Source organism: Collimonas sp. OK607 (assembly GCF_900111995.1).
In the GTDB taxonomy this organism is placed as follows: domain Bacteria; phylum Pseudomonadota; class Gammaproteobacteria; order Burkholderiales; family Burkholderiaceae_D; genus Collimonas.
Window position 1 is genome coordinate 1 of sequence record NZ_FOKF01000043.1, and the last position, 12,774, is coordinate 12,774.

The 12,774-nt window shown below is 56.8% G+C and carries 14 protein-coding genes and 1 pseudogene; 10 read left to right on the forward strand and 5 right to left on the reverse strand.

Annotated elements, in window-relative coordinates; translation table 11 throughout:
• A pseudogene (locus BM029_RS21555) lies at nt 1-198 on the reverse strand (IS5/IS1182 family transposase); the annotation flags it as partial.
• A 301-nt stretch (nt 199-499) separates the two neighbouring features.
• Complete coding sequence (locus BM029_RS21560) at nt 500-1,084, reverse strand: uracil-DNA glycosylase family protein (protein ID WP_092439574.1); 585 nt, start codon at nt 1,082-1,084, stop codon at nt 500-502.
• A 531-nt stretch (nt 1,085-1,615) separates the two neighbouring features.
• Between BM029_RS21560 and BM029_RS21565 the strand changes: the two genes are divergently transcribed.
• The gene (locus tag BM029_RS21565) at nt 1,616-2,095 is read left to right on the forward strand and encodes a VOC family protein (RefSeq protein ID WP_092439576.1); all 480 of its coding nucleotides are present in this window, start codon (nt 1,616-1,618) and stop codon (nt 2,093-2,095) included.
• Between the two features lie 40 nt (nt 2,096-2,135).
• Here BM029_RS21565 and BM029_RS21570 read toward each other — a convergent pair whose 3' ends face one another.
• Nucleotides 2,136-2,828: an arylesterase gene (locus tag BM029_RS21570; RefSeq protein ID WP_092439578.1), complete on the reverse strand. Its 693-nt coding sequence runs from the start codon at nt 2,826-2,828 to the stop codon at nt 2,136-2,138.
• On the opposite strand from BM029_RS21570, the gene BM029_RS21575 reads away from it, so the two are divergent.
• Genes BM029_RS21575 through BM029_RS21585 form a run of 3 tightly spaced genes read left to right on the forward strand, consistent with a single transcriptional unit; the run spans nt 2,827 to nt 4,912 of the window.
• Nucleotides 2,827-3,576: an ABC transporter ATP-binding protein gene (locus tag BM029_RS21575; protein ID WP_092439580.1), complete on the forward strand. Its 750-nt coding sequence runs from the start codon at nt 2,827-2,829 to the stop codon at nt 3,574-3,576. The two genes, BM029_RS21570 and BM029_RS21575, sit on opposite strands and share 2 nt — an antisense overlap.
• A gap of 58 nt (nt 3,577-3,634) precedes the next feature.
• Nucleotides 3,635-3,973, forward strand: coding sequence for a hypothetical protein (locus tag BM029_RS21580; protein ID WP_092439582.1), 339 nt, complete (start codon nt 3,635-3,637; stop codon nt 3,971-3,973).
• Between the two features lie 24 nt (nt 3,974-3,997).
• Nucleotides 3,998-4,912, forward strand: coding sequence for a LysR family transcriptional regulator (locus tag BM029_RS21585; RefSeq protein ID WP_092439584.1), 915 nt, complete (start codon nt 3,998-4,000; stop codon nt 4,910-4,912).
• A gap of 94 nt (nt 4,913-5,006) precedes the next feature.
• On the opposite strand, the gene BM029_RS21590 is transcribed toward BM029_RS21585, so the two are convergent.
• Complete coding sequence (locus BM029_RS21590) at nt 5,007-5,429, reverse strand: thioredoxin family protein (protein WP_092439586.1); 423 nt, start codon at nt 5,427-5,429, stop codon at nt 5,007-5,009.
• Between the two features lie 196 nt (nt 5,430-5,625).
• On the opposite strand from BM029_RS21590, the gene tsaB reads away from it, so the two are divergent.
• From tsaB to BM029_RS21610, 4 genes are read left to right on the forward strand one after another with little or no spacing between them, the layout of a single operon-like run.
• Nucleotides 5,626-6,330, forward strand: a complete 705-nt coding sequence (gene tsaB, locus BM029_RS21595) for a tRNA (adenosine(37)-N6)-threonylcarbamoyltransferase complex dimerization subunit type 1 TsaB (protein WP_092439588.1) — start codon at nt 5,626-5,628, stop codon at nt 6,328-6,330.
• Entirely contained in the window at nt 6,327-6,812 is a 486-nt protein-coding gene (gene rimI / locus BM029_RS21600; RefSeq protein WP_092439590.1) for a ribosomal protein S18-alanine N-acetyltransferase, read from the forward strand. Before tsaB ends, rimI begins: the two co-directional genes overlap by 4 nt.
• Nucleotides 6,809-7,696, forward strand: a complete 888-nt coding sequence (locus BM029_RS21605; RefSeq protein ID WP_092439592.1) for a uracil-DNA glycosylase — start codon at nt 6,809-6,811, stop codon at nt 7,694-7,696. Before rimI ends, BM029_RS21605 begins: the two co-directional genes overlap by 4 nt.
• Nucleotides 7,677-8,669 (forward strand): DUF1853 family protein, encoded by a 993-nt coding sequence (locus BM029_RS21610; protein WP_092439594.1) that lies wholly within the window; start codon nt 7,677-7,679, stop codon nt 8,667-8,669. Before BM029_RS21605 ends, BM029_RS21610 begins: the two co-directional genes overlap by 20 nt.
• Before the next feature lie 50 nt (nt 8,670-8,719).
• Here BM029_RS21610 and lplT read toward each other — a convergent pair whose 3' ends face one another.
• The gene (lplT, locus tag BM029_RS21615; protein WP_092439596.1) at nt 8,720-9,982 is read right to left on the reverse strand and encodes a lysophospholipid transporter LplT; all 1,263 of its coding nucleotides are present in this window, start codon (nt 9,980-9,982) and stop codon (nt 8,720-8,722) included.
• A gap of 203 nt (nt 9,983-10,185) precedes the next feature.
• On the opposite strand from lplT, the gene alr reads away from it, so the two are divergent.
• Together alr and radA are read left to right on the forward strand one after the other, a co-directional pair.
• Nucleotides 10,186-11,262, forward strand: a complete 1,077-nt coding sequence (gene alr, locus BM029_RS21620; protein ID WP_092439598.1) for an alanine racemase — start codon at nt 10,186-10,188, stop codon at nt 11,260-11,262.
• A 72-nt stretch (nt 11,263-11,334) separates the two neighbouring features.
• Entirely contained in the window at nt 11,335-12,705 is a 1,371-nt protein-coding gene (gene radA / locus BM029_RS21625; RefSeq protein ID WP_092439600.1) for a DNA repair protein RadA, read from the forward strand.
• Nucleotides 12,706-12,774: the final 69 nt, after the last annotated feature.

Consider the following 12,774-nt stretch of genomic DNA (forward strand, 5'->3'; position numbering starts at 1 on the left):
TAAGAGCATTGCAGGATGATACGAAGGCCTGCCAGTTTCCGATGGAACGACGCCACCAAATCCGAACTTGGCCAGGTCCAGTTCGTCGACGAACACATCGACGACGCGCACTGGATTCTGTTCGGTGATGTAGTCATCCAAATGCTCGGGGAGCAGCGTTCCTTGCGTGCGATGTTCTCCTTGGATAAAGCGCTTCATCTAGCTACCCCGCCGTTTGATGACATAGCCAAATAACGTCTTGGGATTAATTGCGTTTACACGGATGGCCGAAAAACGGTGAAAATATGATTCCCAAGGACGGCCGCGTTTTTACACACTCTGGGCTCGTTTTGAGCCGGTCGCATCCTTCGCACGACTGCAAGGATACTTTCAAATATGGTGCGTTACAGATGTAATTCCCTAACAAGACTTGGCGTGACGCCAAACCGGCGCTCAAATGCCTTAGAGAGCTGTGCGGCCGGTCGAAAGTGCCTGTCAAACTGATAGTGACTCACATACCTTAATCTGGGATAACCAAACTGCGGACCCGCATCCGCAACTCTGGCAGTAATTCCTGTTCAAACCAGGGATTTCGTTTGAGCCACAGATTGTTTCGCGGACTGGGATGCGGGAGCGGCACGACGTCTGGCCAGTAGCTACGCCAGGCTCGTACCAGTTCGGTCACATTTTCCTGAGCGCCGGGCAAATGATATTGTTGCGCGTACTGTCCGATAATCAGGGTCAACTGAACGTGCTTGAGTCTCGATAAGAGTTTTTCGCGCCATGCTGGCGCGCACTCCGGGCGAGGCGCAAGATCGCCTGACTTGCCCGTGCCAGGATAGCAAAATCCCATCGGAACAATGGCGACAATACGGGGATCGTAAAATAGTTCCTTCGATATGCCCAACCAGTCGCGCAAACGGTCTCCGCTTGCATCGTCGAACGGGATGCCACTAGCATGTACCTTTCGGCCCGGCGCCTGCCCGACGATCAAGATACGTGAACTGAGTTCTGCCTGGACTATGGGCCTGGGGCCAAGCGGTAACTGCGCCGCACACAAAGTACATTGCCGTATGTCTTTTAATAACGATGCGAGAGTTGACATGCTCTACCTGCAAGGCTTTGGCAAACCAGCCGTTCGTTGATAAATTTTCGTCAACGGCTGGTTTGCCCACCCAAGCCGCCGCTGATTCCAATGTGGACAGAATAACCTGTTTTGCGTAAAACCGGCTTCCATCTCATCGAAACCCACTGACCCCAACCGGTCCGAGACGACCGATTGCGGACATAGAATAATAGCAAGCTATCATCCGTGTCATTTGTTGTCGACTATAGAAAAACACTATTATCGTTGCTCAGTACTCAGGTAATGTGTCCCATTTATTGCATGGCGACGGCTAAAAAGCTGCTGCAGCTTCTTCTAGTTTAGTTGTTGCCGGCGATTCGGCTTAGTCGCCATAGAACGCCGAGGATCCCGGCGGAGGTGATCTGAGGGCTATCAAGGAAGGCGGGGCAGGATTTTTTGCGGCACTATTTTCAAAGAGTTCAATCGAAGAAGTCTATGGCTGGGTAACTCAGCCCAAATGTCGATGGCGCGTGGCGCCTCTTTTACCTGTCCCAATTCAGGAGAGCCGATATGGTCAGCAAAAACACGATTTGTCTCTGGTTCGACGGCACCGCGTTGGACGCCGCGAAGTTCTACTCCGAGACGTTCCCGGATAGCGCGGTGGGGGCAGTCTATCGCGCGCCTGGCGACTATCCTGCTGGTAAGGAAGGCGATGTCCTGACGGTCGAATTCACAGTGATGGGTATTCCTTGTCTTGGCCTTAACGGCGGGCCGGCGTTCAAGCCCACCGAGGCTTTCTCGTTCCAGGTGGCGACCGACGACCAGGCCGAAACGGATCGCTTGTGGAACGCGATTGTCGGAAACGGTGGCCAGGAAAGCGCATGTGGCTGGTGCAAGGACAAATGGGGATTGTCGTGGCAGATTACGCCACGCGCCCTGACGGCCGCAATCGCCGACCCTGATCGTGCTGCGGCCAAGCGCGCGTTCGACGCCATGATGACGATGAGTAAAATCGACATCGCTGCGATTGAAGCAGCCCGGCGCGGTTGAGATCCTCGATAGCTGTTTTGCGAAAAATTACTCTTCAGCGTTATTTGGCGAGCAGCGGTTTTAATCCCGACCAGACGTTATTCAACATGACCGGATGCGCCTGGGCAACAGGGTGAATGCGATCTGCCTGAAACAACTCCGGTTTGTCGGCGACGCCGTCCAGCAGGAACGGCACTAGCGGCACCTTGGTTTGTTTTGCCACGGTCGCATACAGTGAAAAGAATTTCTCGGTGTAGTCTCGGCCGTAATTCGGTGGAATCCGCATCCCCACCAGCAGGACTTTTGCCTTGGCCTGTTGCGCGGCGCTGATCATTGCCCGCAGGTTGCTTTCGGTTGCGTTCAGTTGCAAGCCGCGCAAGGCGTCATTGGCGCCCAGTTCGATGATGACGATATCCGGCCGCTGCTGCAGGAGTGCCGGCAAACGCGTCTTGCCGCCGTTGCTGGTTTCGCCGCTGATGCTGGCATTGGTGATGGTGGTGTCGAATTTTTCCGCCTTCAGGCGCTGCTGCAACAAGGCAACCCAGCCGCTGCCGCGCGCCAGTCCGTACTCTGCCGAAAGACTATCGCCTAACACGAGTATCGATTTTGATGCAGAATAGGCATTGTTCGCCCATACTAGACCGGTCAGGCCAAACAACAAGGTCGCCAGCCGCAAGCTGCGAATGACTTTGCTGCACAAGCCTCCGATCAAATTCTGAAAACCTGTCCCCATTCCGGAGTCGATAATCTGCATGCATCAATCCTCTTCTGTTAGTTCTGCAACGGTAAATTCCACAGCCCCCGCCATCGACGTGCAACGTTTGACTAAACGCGTTGCCGACGCCAGTGGCGAACTGCTGATCCTCGATGATATCAACTTTAACGTCCAGGGCGGCACCACGTTGGCAATTGTAGGCGCCTCGGGTTCGGGCAAGTCGACCTTGCTGGGCTTGCTGGCGGGGCTGGATACGCCTTCCTCCGGCACGGTGCATATTGACGGCAGCGATATTTTTGCTCTGGATGAAGACGGGCGGGCAGGTTTGCGTAAAGACAAGCTCGGCTTCGTATTCCAGTCCTTCCAGCTGCTGAGCCATTTGAGCGCGTTGGAAAACGTCATGTTGCCGCTCGAACTGCGAGGCGATAAGGACGCCAGGGAAAAAGCGCAAGCCAAACTGGAACGGGTTGGCCTGGGGACACGCTTGCAACATTATCCGAAGTATTTATCCGGCGGCGAACAACAGCGGGTCGCATTGGCCCGCGCGTTCGTGACCGAGCCGCCGTTATTGTTTGCCGACGAGCCTACCGGCAGCCTCGATGCGGCTACTGGCGATGCGGTGATTCAGCTGATGTTCGACTTGAACCAGGAACGAGGTTCAACCTTGGTTCTGGTGACGCACGACACTTCGATTGCCATGCAATGCCGCCAGACCATCACGATTGCTGCCGGCCGCCTGCTGCGGCCAGGCGATACCAGTGCTGCGGATGCACAGATATTTCAGTAAGCCTGACAAGGGTTTCAACTAAGTTTGAAGTGTCAGAGAATAAATTGGAGGGAAGTACATGTCGGCTTGGCTTTCGGTAACAAAGGCGGTGCTTCCGTATGTGAGCGATATTATTTCCGTCGCGGTGCCGGTGTTTACCCGCCGCAAAGGAAATACGGAAGAGAGCCAGATTCAGATTTTGCAACAACAGGTGAGCGAGCTGCAGGTTGCGTCGCTGCAGAATGTCGGCGACATCAAGGCGCTCGCCGAACAGTTGAAAACCGCGCTGCCATTGCTGGAGCAGGAAACCCAGCGGGTCGATGCCAAACTGCAGCGCGCCAATCTCCTGTGCGGGCTTGCGCTCGGCGTCGGCGTGCTGGCCCTGGTGGTTGCGTTGATAGCTTTGTTGAGCAAGTGAAGCGTATAAGATAGGACGAAGAATATGGATCGCTTGCAGTCAATGCGGGTTTTTGCGAAGGTGGTCGAGCAGGGCAGTTTTGTCGCTGCGGCCCAGGTGCTGGATATGTCGAATGCGGTGGTGACGCGTCTGGTCGCCGATCTGGAAAACCACCTCGGGATCCGCTTGCTGCACCGGTCGACGCGCCGCATGGCCTTGACCGAGCCGGGCCAGGCCTACCTGGAGCGGGTGCGGCAGATCCTGGACGAAATCGACGAGGCGGAAGCCGCGGCCTCGGTGCTGTCGACTAATCCGGCGGGTACGCTGCACATCTATTCGCAGATCGGCTTTGGCCAGACCCAACTGGCGCGCTTGCTGCCTCTTTATTCCAGGCAGTATCCCGATGTCCAGCTGGATGTGACGCTGTCTGATCGCACCGTCGATCTGATCGAAGAAGGCTTTGACGTCGGTATTTTTTCGGTCAACCAGAAATTCGACGCCAGCATGGTGGCACGTCAACTGGGCATTGCGGAAGTATTGTTATGCGCCTCGCCGGGCTACATTGCGGAACATGGCGTGCCTCAGGTACCGGAGGACCTGGCGCAGCATTCCTGCCTCAATTTCTCCCTGGAGCATCTGCGCCATCACTGGACTTTCCAGTCGCCGCAGGGTACTTCGGTTGTACCTATCACCAGCAAAGTGATGTCGAACAATACCGACCTGCTGCGGCACTGCCTGTTGGCGGGGATGGGAATCGCCATGCGCAGTTCCTATACGCTGGGCGACGATATGGTGGCAGGGCGTGTGGTGCGGGTGCTGCCGGACTACCAGATCAACAAGGTGGCGGTGCACCTGGTGTATCCGAGTCGACGATTGTTGTCGGCCAAGGTGCGTAGTTTTGTCGACTTCATGATGGCGCAATTTCCGCATCCGGATTGCGATCCCTGGCTGGCGTCCTAAAAGCAGCATGGGCACATGTGCCCATGCTGAACTCACACCACGTACATACCGTGCCAGTGCTGCGCGAACTCGTACCCTGGTTGTCCAGAGCTCACTAGACGCCGGTCAGCCGCCGCAATAAATTGCCTTCCTGCTGCCAGTGCCGGCGCTCCGGGGTGCTCTGAGATTCGGCCTGCAGCTCCGCCGCGCTTTTTTCCATTTGCGCCAGCAGGATTCTTTCGGCCAGGCGCAAATCCATTTCTACCGGCGCCAGGAAAGCTACGACGTCACCGCGCTGTATCAGCAGGGTCGGAAAGTTGTCGACGTCAAGGTCTCCGATGAGGTCGGCCTGGTCCTCTATGTCTATCCAGGCGAATTGCGCTTGCGGATGGCGTTGGGCCAGCGCCGTGAAGTTCGCGAAATACTCCCGGCAGCTGCCACACCAGGCCGCGCACAGACAAGCAACTACCCAGCCATCGTTGGATAGGGTAGCGGCCAGTTCTTGGTGGTTGTCGTTGTTGAGGGTCAGGATCAGCATTGGCGATATTTTACAGCGAGAGCGTAAAATTCTGCTTGAATACCCGTGGTTTGAGGGATCTTGGGGCGTTTGTGCCACGTCGATGCTACTCCGTGCTGCGTTTGTGGTGCGTTTGTGAAGATTAAGCGCTGATTTGGCCTCTGCCAATCAGGCAGAGTGCAGCCGAAGCAGCGTCCGGCGCGGTAAAATACGGCCTATGCAGACCATTCTTGCCATCGAAACATCTACCGAACTGGCTTCCGCCGCCTTATTGCGCGACGGCCAGGTGATCACTCGCGAATCGGCGGGCGTCCAAACCCATTCTCTTGCCATTCTCCCAATGGTGCAAAGCTTGCTAGCCGAGGCTGGCATCAGCCTGGAGCAATGCGATGCGCTGGCTTTCGGCGTTGGTCCAGGCTCCTTCACCGGCGTGCGCACTGCCTGCGGCATCGTGCAAGGGCTGGCATTCGGTGCCGATTTGCCGGTGTTGCCAGTAGTGACGCTGGCTGCAATGGCGCAAGCTTGCCGCGACCTCAACGGCGCCAGCGAGGTGCTGGCGATACTGGACGCGCGTATGGGCGAGGTCTATTGGGCGCAATACCGGTTTGCCGATAATCTCTGGCAGGTGATCGTCGAGCCGACTTTATCAGCGCCGGCGCAGGTGTCGCCCCTCGCCACAGAAAATGGCGTGCTGCAAGCTTGCGGCAATGGCCTGACGGCATATGCAGAAGCATTTGCGCCGACGCCATTCGCTGCCGGCGGCTTGCCGGCCCTGATGCCGAACGCACGCCAGATCGCTCAGCTGGGCAGCGTTGCGCTGGCTCACGGGCTGGGTTTAAGCGCGGTCGAAGCGCAACCTCTGTATTTACGTAACAAGGTAGCCCTTACCACTGCCGAACGCGCCGCCAAGGTGAGTCCATGAGCGCGAATGTACAGTCAACGCCCGATTTGTTGCGGCCGCTGTCATTTGCCGCCATGCGTATCGAAGACCTGGATGAAGTTGTGGCGATCGAAAAGAGTGTGTATTCCCATCCCTGGACCCGCGGCAATTTTATCGATTCGATCCAGAGCGGATATCAGTGCTGGGTATTGCGAGATGCCGGCCAGACTCTGTTAGGTTATTTTTTCGTGATGCAGGCGCTGGATGAGGCGCATCTGCTGAATATCAGCGTGCATGGCGACATGCATGGACGCGGCATCGGCAAGATGCTGTTGGATAAAGTCTGCCTCCTGGCGCATCAGCAAAAGATGCAATCGATATTGCTGGAAGTGCGGCCCTCGAATACGCGTGCGATTGTTATCTATCAGCGCTATGGTTTTGTCGAGATCGGGCGGCGCCGCGACTATTATCCGGCGGCCGGCGACAAGCGCGAAGAAGCCATTGTGATGAGGTTGGCCTTATGAGCGAGGTGAGCAGGCGCAGTGTTTTTCTCGACGAGATCGGCCTTGGCCCGCTTTGGTTGCGGCGCGAAGGCGGTTTGCCGGAGGTGGAGCCGATCGAGGCAGAGGCAATACCGCAGCAGGCGTTTGCGCCGGCAGTCGAAATCTCTGTTGCAGAGTCGCATGTTGAACCTGAAGCGGTAGTCCAGGCAACGACCGTGCCGGCGCCGCTGAACAGCGTTGCTGCTTCGGCCTGGGGCGATGACGATGCGCCAGTGGCGTCGCCTGTAACGACTATAGCCACCGTAGCCACCGCGATTTTGCCCGCTGCAATGGATTGGCAGCAATTGCAAAAAGCCGTAGCCGGATGCACAGCTTGCGGGCTTTGTCATGGGCGTAAAAACACCGTGTTCGGCGTCGGCGACAACAAGGCTAAATGGCTGTTTATCGGCGAAGGCCCGGGACGCAACGAGGATATTCAGGGCGAGCCGTTCGTCGGCCCGGCGGGTAAATTGCTTGATAATATCCTGCTGGCGATGGGCTTGAAGCGCGGCGAAAATGCTTACATCGCCAATATCGTCAAGTGCCGGCCAACCGATGGCACCGGCCGCGACCGGGCGCCTGCAGCTGATGAGGTGGCGGCTTGCCTGCCGTACCTGCAGCGACAGATCGAACTGATCCAGCCGACCATTCTGGTTGCCTTGGGCAAGACTGCCGCCTTGTCCTTGCTCGGACTCGATCCGGCGACACCTGTCTCGAAACTGCGCGGCACAGTGCATCGTTATGCCGACCGTCCTTTGGTGGTGACTTACCATCCGGCGTATCTGCTGCGCCAGCTGGCCGATAAAGGCAAAGTCTGGAGCGATTTGTGCCTGGCCATGAGTACCTATGCCAACGTCGACGAGTGATCGTTCCGCAGCGGATGTCGGCGCTTGCCAGGAACAGTTTCACCGGCGCTGGAATCATCTGTTCGATCCGCATGTGCGGGCGCTGGCCTGGCTGCTGGATGCGCCTGATTTGCTCGATCCCAACGCTATGCAGTGGCAAGGAAAGATCGCCAGCCATGCTGACGCCAATCTGGCCGCGTGGCTCACCGAGCTGGAACAGATTCCGGAAAAGCTGCAGGCATTGCATCGCTACATAGGCAGCCTGCCATCGACCCGTCTGGGGTTGTACGCAGAAAAACTGCTGGCGTTCTACTTTGAACAAAGGCGGATACTGGTGGCGCATAGCGTGCAAGTCCGGGCCAGCAAGAACGACACCATTGGTGAATTCGATTTCTTGTTGCAGCTCGATGGCGGCCTGGCCCACTGGGAGTTCGCGACCAAGTTTTATTTGCTGGAAACCAGTGGCAGGAGCCTGCAGCCGGACGATTTTCTGGGGCCGAACCTGGCTGACTCGCTGGGTGCGAAAATGCAAAAGATTTTGCAGCGCCAACTGGTTTTGTCGCAACATCCTGCTGCCCAGATCCATCTGAGCGAACCCGTCACTTCAGCCCAGGCGTTGATAAAAGGCTGGTTGTTTTATCCAGACCCACATTTACGCTTGCCCGCAGTACTGGGTGTAAACGCCGACGCTTGTCGCGGCTATTGGTGCAGCCTGTCCGCCTTGCCGCTGGATCCGTCGGCCATGTACCAGATATTGCCGCGCCAGCGCTGGCTGGCGCCGGCAAAAACAGCGCTTGAGCATATGCTTAGTCCGGAGGATGCGCGGCTGGCGTTGTCGGAGCATTTTGCCGACGACGCTGCGCCGGTATTGCTGGCGACCTTGCGTCCGGAAGGCGGCTACGGTCTGGAAACCGACAGGGGTTTTGTGGTGCCGGACGACTGGGCGGGGAGGGCCGCAGCCCAACGCCATCTGAGTGTCGGCAAGGCGGATTAACCGCTCGGGCCGGACGCCGGATAGATTTATACGGCGGTTCTAACGTCTGCTTAGTGCTTGACTTCGCCAATCAAGGCCAGCGAATCGTGTTCGCGTTGATTCGCCGCGTGCTTGCGCATGATGATGAGCATGATGCCGGCGACGAACGAGCCAAACAGGAAAATCACGATATTCACGTCAAGATCCATTTTGATCATCAGTGCATACAACACCAGCATGGTGAGTATCGACAGGTTTTCATTAAAATTTTGCACTGCGATCGAATGACCCGCGCTCATCAGCACGTGACCGCGATGTTGCAGGAGAGCATTCATCGGCACGACGAAATAGCCCGACAATGCGCCAATAAGTATCAGCAAGGGATAGGCCAGCCAGACCGAGTGCACCACCGTCATCGCCATGACGACCAGTCCCATCACGACCCCCATCGGCATTACTGTCAGCGATTTTTTCAATGGAATCATGCGTGCTGCCACGCCTGCGCCGATAGCCACGCCGAATGCCACCACGCCTTGCAGTATGGCCGCTTTGTCGAGCGGCATGCCGAGCGATTTTTCAGCCCATTTCAGCACGATGAATTGTAGCGTTGCGCCGGCGCCCCAGAACAGGGTCGTAACTGCCAGCGAAATCTGGCCCAATTTGTCTTTCCACAGAATTGAACAGCAATTGGCAAAATCAGCGATGAGCTTGCTGGGCCGATGTTGCTGGTGCGGGTAGCGGGCGCCGGTGTCCGGGATCTTCAGATTGAATATGGTGGCGACGATGTACAGCATGCCGATCACCGTGAGCGCTGCATGGGTAGGGGTATTCAGATTCAGGTTGAGAATCGGTATGTGCCATTGCAGCAAGATTGCGGTGATATGGGGACTGACCAAAGCACCGCCGAGCACCGTGCCGAAGATGATCGAGGCCATGGTCAAGCCTTCTATCCAGCCATTCGCCGCCACCAATTTTTCCGGCGGCAACAATTCGGTCAGGATGCCATATTTAGCGGGCGAATAAGCAGCCGCGCCGAACCCGACAATGGCATAAGCGATCAATGGATGGACATCGAAGAACATCAGCATGCAGCCGAAAATCTTGATCATGTTGGTGATGAGCATCACCCGGCCTTTCGGCAGAGAATCGGCGAAAGCGCCGACAAAAGCTGCCAACAGCACGTAAGACAAGACAAAAAATAATTTCAGCAGCGGTGTCATCCAGTCCGGCGAAGACATTTCTGCCAGTACGGCGATGGCCGCTATGAATAGGGCGTTATCGGCCAGCGAAGAAAAAAACTGCGCCGCCATGATGGTGTAAAAACCGCGATTCATCCGCATCCCAGAATGTAACAATGTGTCCCCGGCCTGCTTTATACCATGAAAATATGACCGATTCGTGATTATGAGACATGCCAAAGACAAAACGTTCTGTAAAAATTCGAGCGAATTATAGTGATTGCCAATTCATCATCGACGGCGCATCCGGTAAAATGGATGCTTCAACGCACTGCGCAAATTCTGCCCGATTCCCACCCATGCCAAGACCCCTAGTTGCCACCATAGATATTTCTGCGCTGCAGCACAATCTGCGTATTGCCAAATCGCATGCCCTTGACGCAAAGATCTGGGCAGTGGTCAAGGCGAATGCCTACGGCCATGGTTTGGAGCGCGGCATACGCGGTTTTGCCGAGGCGGACGGGCTGGCGCTAATCGAGCCGGAAAATGCACTGCGTCTGCGCGAGCTGGGTTGGCAAAAACCTATCCTGCTGCTGGAAGGCATCTTTGACGCCGCCGATCTTGAGACCGTGGTCCGGGCCCGGCTTGAGTTCGCCATCCATTGCATCGAACAGATCGTCTGGCTGGAACGGGCCGGACTGAGCGGACCGTTCGATGTCCATCTGAAAATGAACAGCGGCATGAACCGGCTCGGTTTCAAGCCGGAAGCCTATCGTGCCGCTTACCAGCGTTTGCGGGCGAACCCGGCAGTGCGCAATATCACATTGATGACGCATTTCGCGAATGCCGATGATCCGCTGAATCCAGGTTTGCCATTGCAGCAACAGGCGCAGCAATTCGAGCAGGGTATCTCGGGTCTCAGCGAAGAACGCAGCGTCGCCAATTCTGCCGCAGACCTGATGCATCCTGAATTGAAATCGGATTGGGTGCGGCCTGGCATCATGTTATATGGCGCCACGCCAGGCGGCGCCAGCGCCGAACAGTTCGGCCTGAAACCGGCGATGACGCTCACTAGCAAGATTATCGGCATCCAGCGTATCGGCGCCGGCGAGGCGGTCGGGTACGGGAGCCGATTTGTTGCAGCCGCACCGATGGTGATCGGGGTCGTTGCCTGCGGTTATGCCGATGGCTATCCGCGCCATGCGCCGAACGGCACTCCGGTGCTGGTTGATGGTGCGCGCACTACTACCGTAGGGCGGGTATCGATGGACATGTTTTCAGTCGACCTGACCAATGTGCAGGGCGCCGCCGTCGGTAGCGCGGTGACCTTGTGGGGCAACGGCTTGCCGATCGATGAAGTGGCGCACGCGGCCGGTACCATTGGATATGAGTTGATGTGTGCTTTGGCTGCGCGGGTTAAAGTCGTGGACTTGTGACGGCGCAGCAGCGGGCAGATATCAATAATAAGCCTACTTACAATATGACTATAAATACGACTATAGAAACGAATGGCCAAACCTAAAACCAATTACACCTGCACCGAATGCGGCGGCGTTGCCAACAAATGGACCGGCCAGTGCCCGTCGTGCGGGCAATGGAACACACTGGTGGAAACCATCGTCGAAGCGGTCGGCAACCGTTTTTCCAATCAGCATCAAGGCCTGGCGCAGACTGCACCGGTAATGACCCTGGCCGATATCGAAGCTATCGACGTGCCGCGCTTCGGCACCGGTATCGAGGAGTTCGACCGGGTGCTCGGCGGCGGACTGGTTGCCGGCGGGGTAGTGCTGATCGGCGGCGATCCGGGTATCGGCAAATCGACCTTGCTGTTGCAAGCGCTGGCGAATTTGTCGAAAATCAAGAGCGTGCTGTACGTTAGCGGCGAAGAATCCGGCGCACAGATCGCTTTGCGTGCCAAGCGGCTGGCGGTGGATGCCAAGGATCTCAAGCTGCAGGCTGAAATCCAGCTGGAAAAAATTCTCAACACTTTGGTGGAGCATAAACCTGAAGTGGCGGTTATCGATTCGATCCAGACTGTTTATTCCGATGCGCTCAGCTCGGCTCCCGGTTCGGTGGCCCAAGTGCGTGAATGCGCGGCGCAACTGACGCGGGTTGCCAAGCAATCAGGCATCACTATCATCATGGTCGGCCACGTGACCAAGGAAGGCGCGTTGGCAGGGCCGCGCGTGCTGGAGCATATTGTCGATACGGTGCTGTACTTTGAAGGCGATACCCATTCCAGTTTCCGCCTGGTGCGGGCATTCAAGAATCGCTTCGGCGCGGTCAACGAGCTTGGCGTTTTTGCAATGACGGAAAAGGGCTTGAAGGGCGTCTCAAATCCTTCGGCGCTGTTCTTGTCGCAGCATGACAATCAAGTGCCGGGCTCTTGCGTGATGGTGACGCAGGAAGGCACGCGGCCGCTGCTGGTGGAAATCCAGGCCTTGGTCGATGCGTCGCACGTGCCGAATGCGCGCCGCCTGTCGGTCGGGCTGGAGCAGAATCGGCTGGCGATGTTGCTGGCTGTGTTGCATCGTCATGCCGGCATTGCGGCGTTTGACCAGGATGTGTTCATCAATGCGGTCGGCGGCGTCAAGATTACCGAACCCGCCGCCGATCTGGCCGTACTGCTGGCGATTAACTCGTCGATGCGCAACCGGCCGCTGCCGCGTGGCCTGGTGGTGTTCGGCGAGGTCGGCCTGGCGGGTGAAATCCGGCCGGCGCCGCGCGGCCAGGAACGTTTGCGCGAAGCCGCCAAGCTAGGCTTCTCGATTGCCATGATTCCCAAGGCGAACATGCCGAAACAAGAGATTGAAGGTTTGAAAGTGATTGGCGTCGAACGCATCGATGATGCTTTGAGCAAGATACGCGACACCGAATAGTCAGGACTATTGTTTCAATACATTTGTGTAAATACAGCCAGGTAATTACAGCCAGATAAAGGATATCAT

What these genes read in the sequence shown, in the direction of transcription:
- BM029_RS21560 (WP_092439574.1), bottom strand. Translation starts at nt 1,084, where the DNA reads ATGTCAACTCTCGCATCGTTATTAAAAGACATACGGCAATGTACTTTG.
- BM029_RS21565 (WP_092439576.1), top strand. Translation starts at nt 1,616, where the DNA reads ATGGTCAGCAAAAACACGATTTGTCTCTGGTTCGACGGCACCGCGTTG.
- BM029_RS21575 (WP_092439580.1), top strand. Translation starts at nt 2,827, where the DNA reads ATGCATCAATCCTCTTCTGTTAGTTCTGCAACGGTAAATTCCACAGCC.
- BM029_RS21570 (WP_092439578.1), bottom strand. Translation starts at nt 2,828, where the DNA reads ATGCAGATTATCGACTCCGGAATGGGGACAGGTTTTCAGAATTTGATC.
- BM029_RS21580 (WP_092439582.1), top strand. Translation starts at nt 3,635, where the DNA reads ATGTCGGCTTGGCTTTCGGTAACAAAGGCGGTGCTTCCGTATGTGAGC.
- BM029_RS21585 (WP_092439584.1), top strand. Translation starts at nt 3,998, where the DNA reads ATGGATCGCTTGCAGTCAATGCGGGTTTTTGCGAAGGTGGTCGAGCAG.
- BM029_RS21590 (WP_092439586.1), bottom strand. Translation starts at nt 5,429, where the DNA reads ATGCTGATCCTGACCCTCAACAACGACAACCACCAAGAACTGGCCGCT.
- tsaB (WP_092439588.1), top strand. Translation starts at nt 5,626, where the DNA reads ATGCAGACCATTCTTGCCATCGAAACATCTACCGAACTGGCTTCCGCC.
- rimI (WP_092439590.1), top strand. Translation starts at nt 6,327, where the DNA reads ATGAGCGCGAATGTACAGTCAACGCCCGATTTGTTGCGGCCGCTGTCA.
- BM029_RS21605 (WP_092439592.1), top strand. Translation starts at nt 6,809, where the DNA reads ATGAGCGAGGTGAGCAGGCGCAGTGTTTTTCTCGACGAGATCGGCCTT.
- BM029_RS21610 (WP_092439594.1), top strand. Translation starts at nt 7,677, where the DNA reads ATGCCAACGTCGACGAGTGATCGTTCCGCAGCGGATGTCGGCGCTTGC.
- lplT (WP_092439596.1), bottom strand. Translation starts at nt 9,982, where the DNA reads ATGAATCGCGGTTTTTACACCATCATGGCGGCGCAGTTTTTTTCTTCG.
- alr (WP_092439598.1), top strand. Translation starts at nt 10,186, where the DNA reads ATGCCAAGACCCCTAGTTGCCACCATAGATATTTCTGCGCTGCAGCAC.
- radA (WP_092439600.1), top strand. Translation starts at nt 11,335, where the DNA reads ATGGCCAAACCTAAAACCAATTACACCTGCACCGAATGCGGCGGCGTT.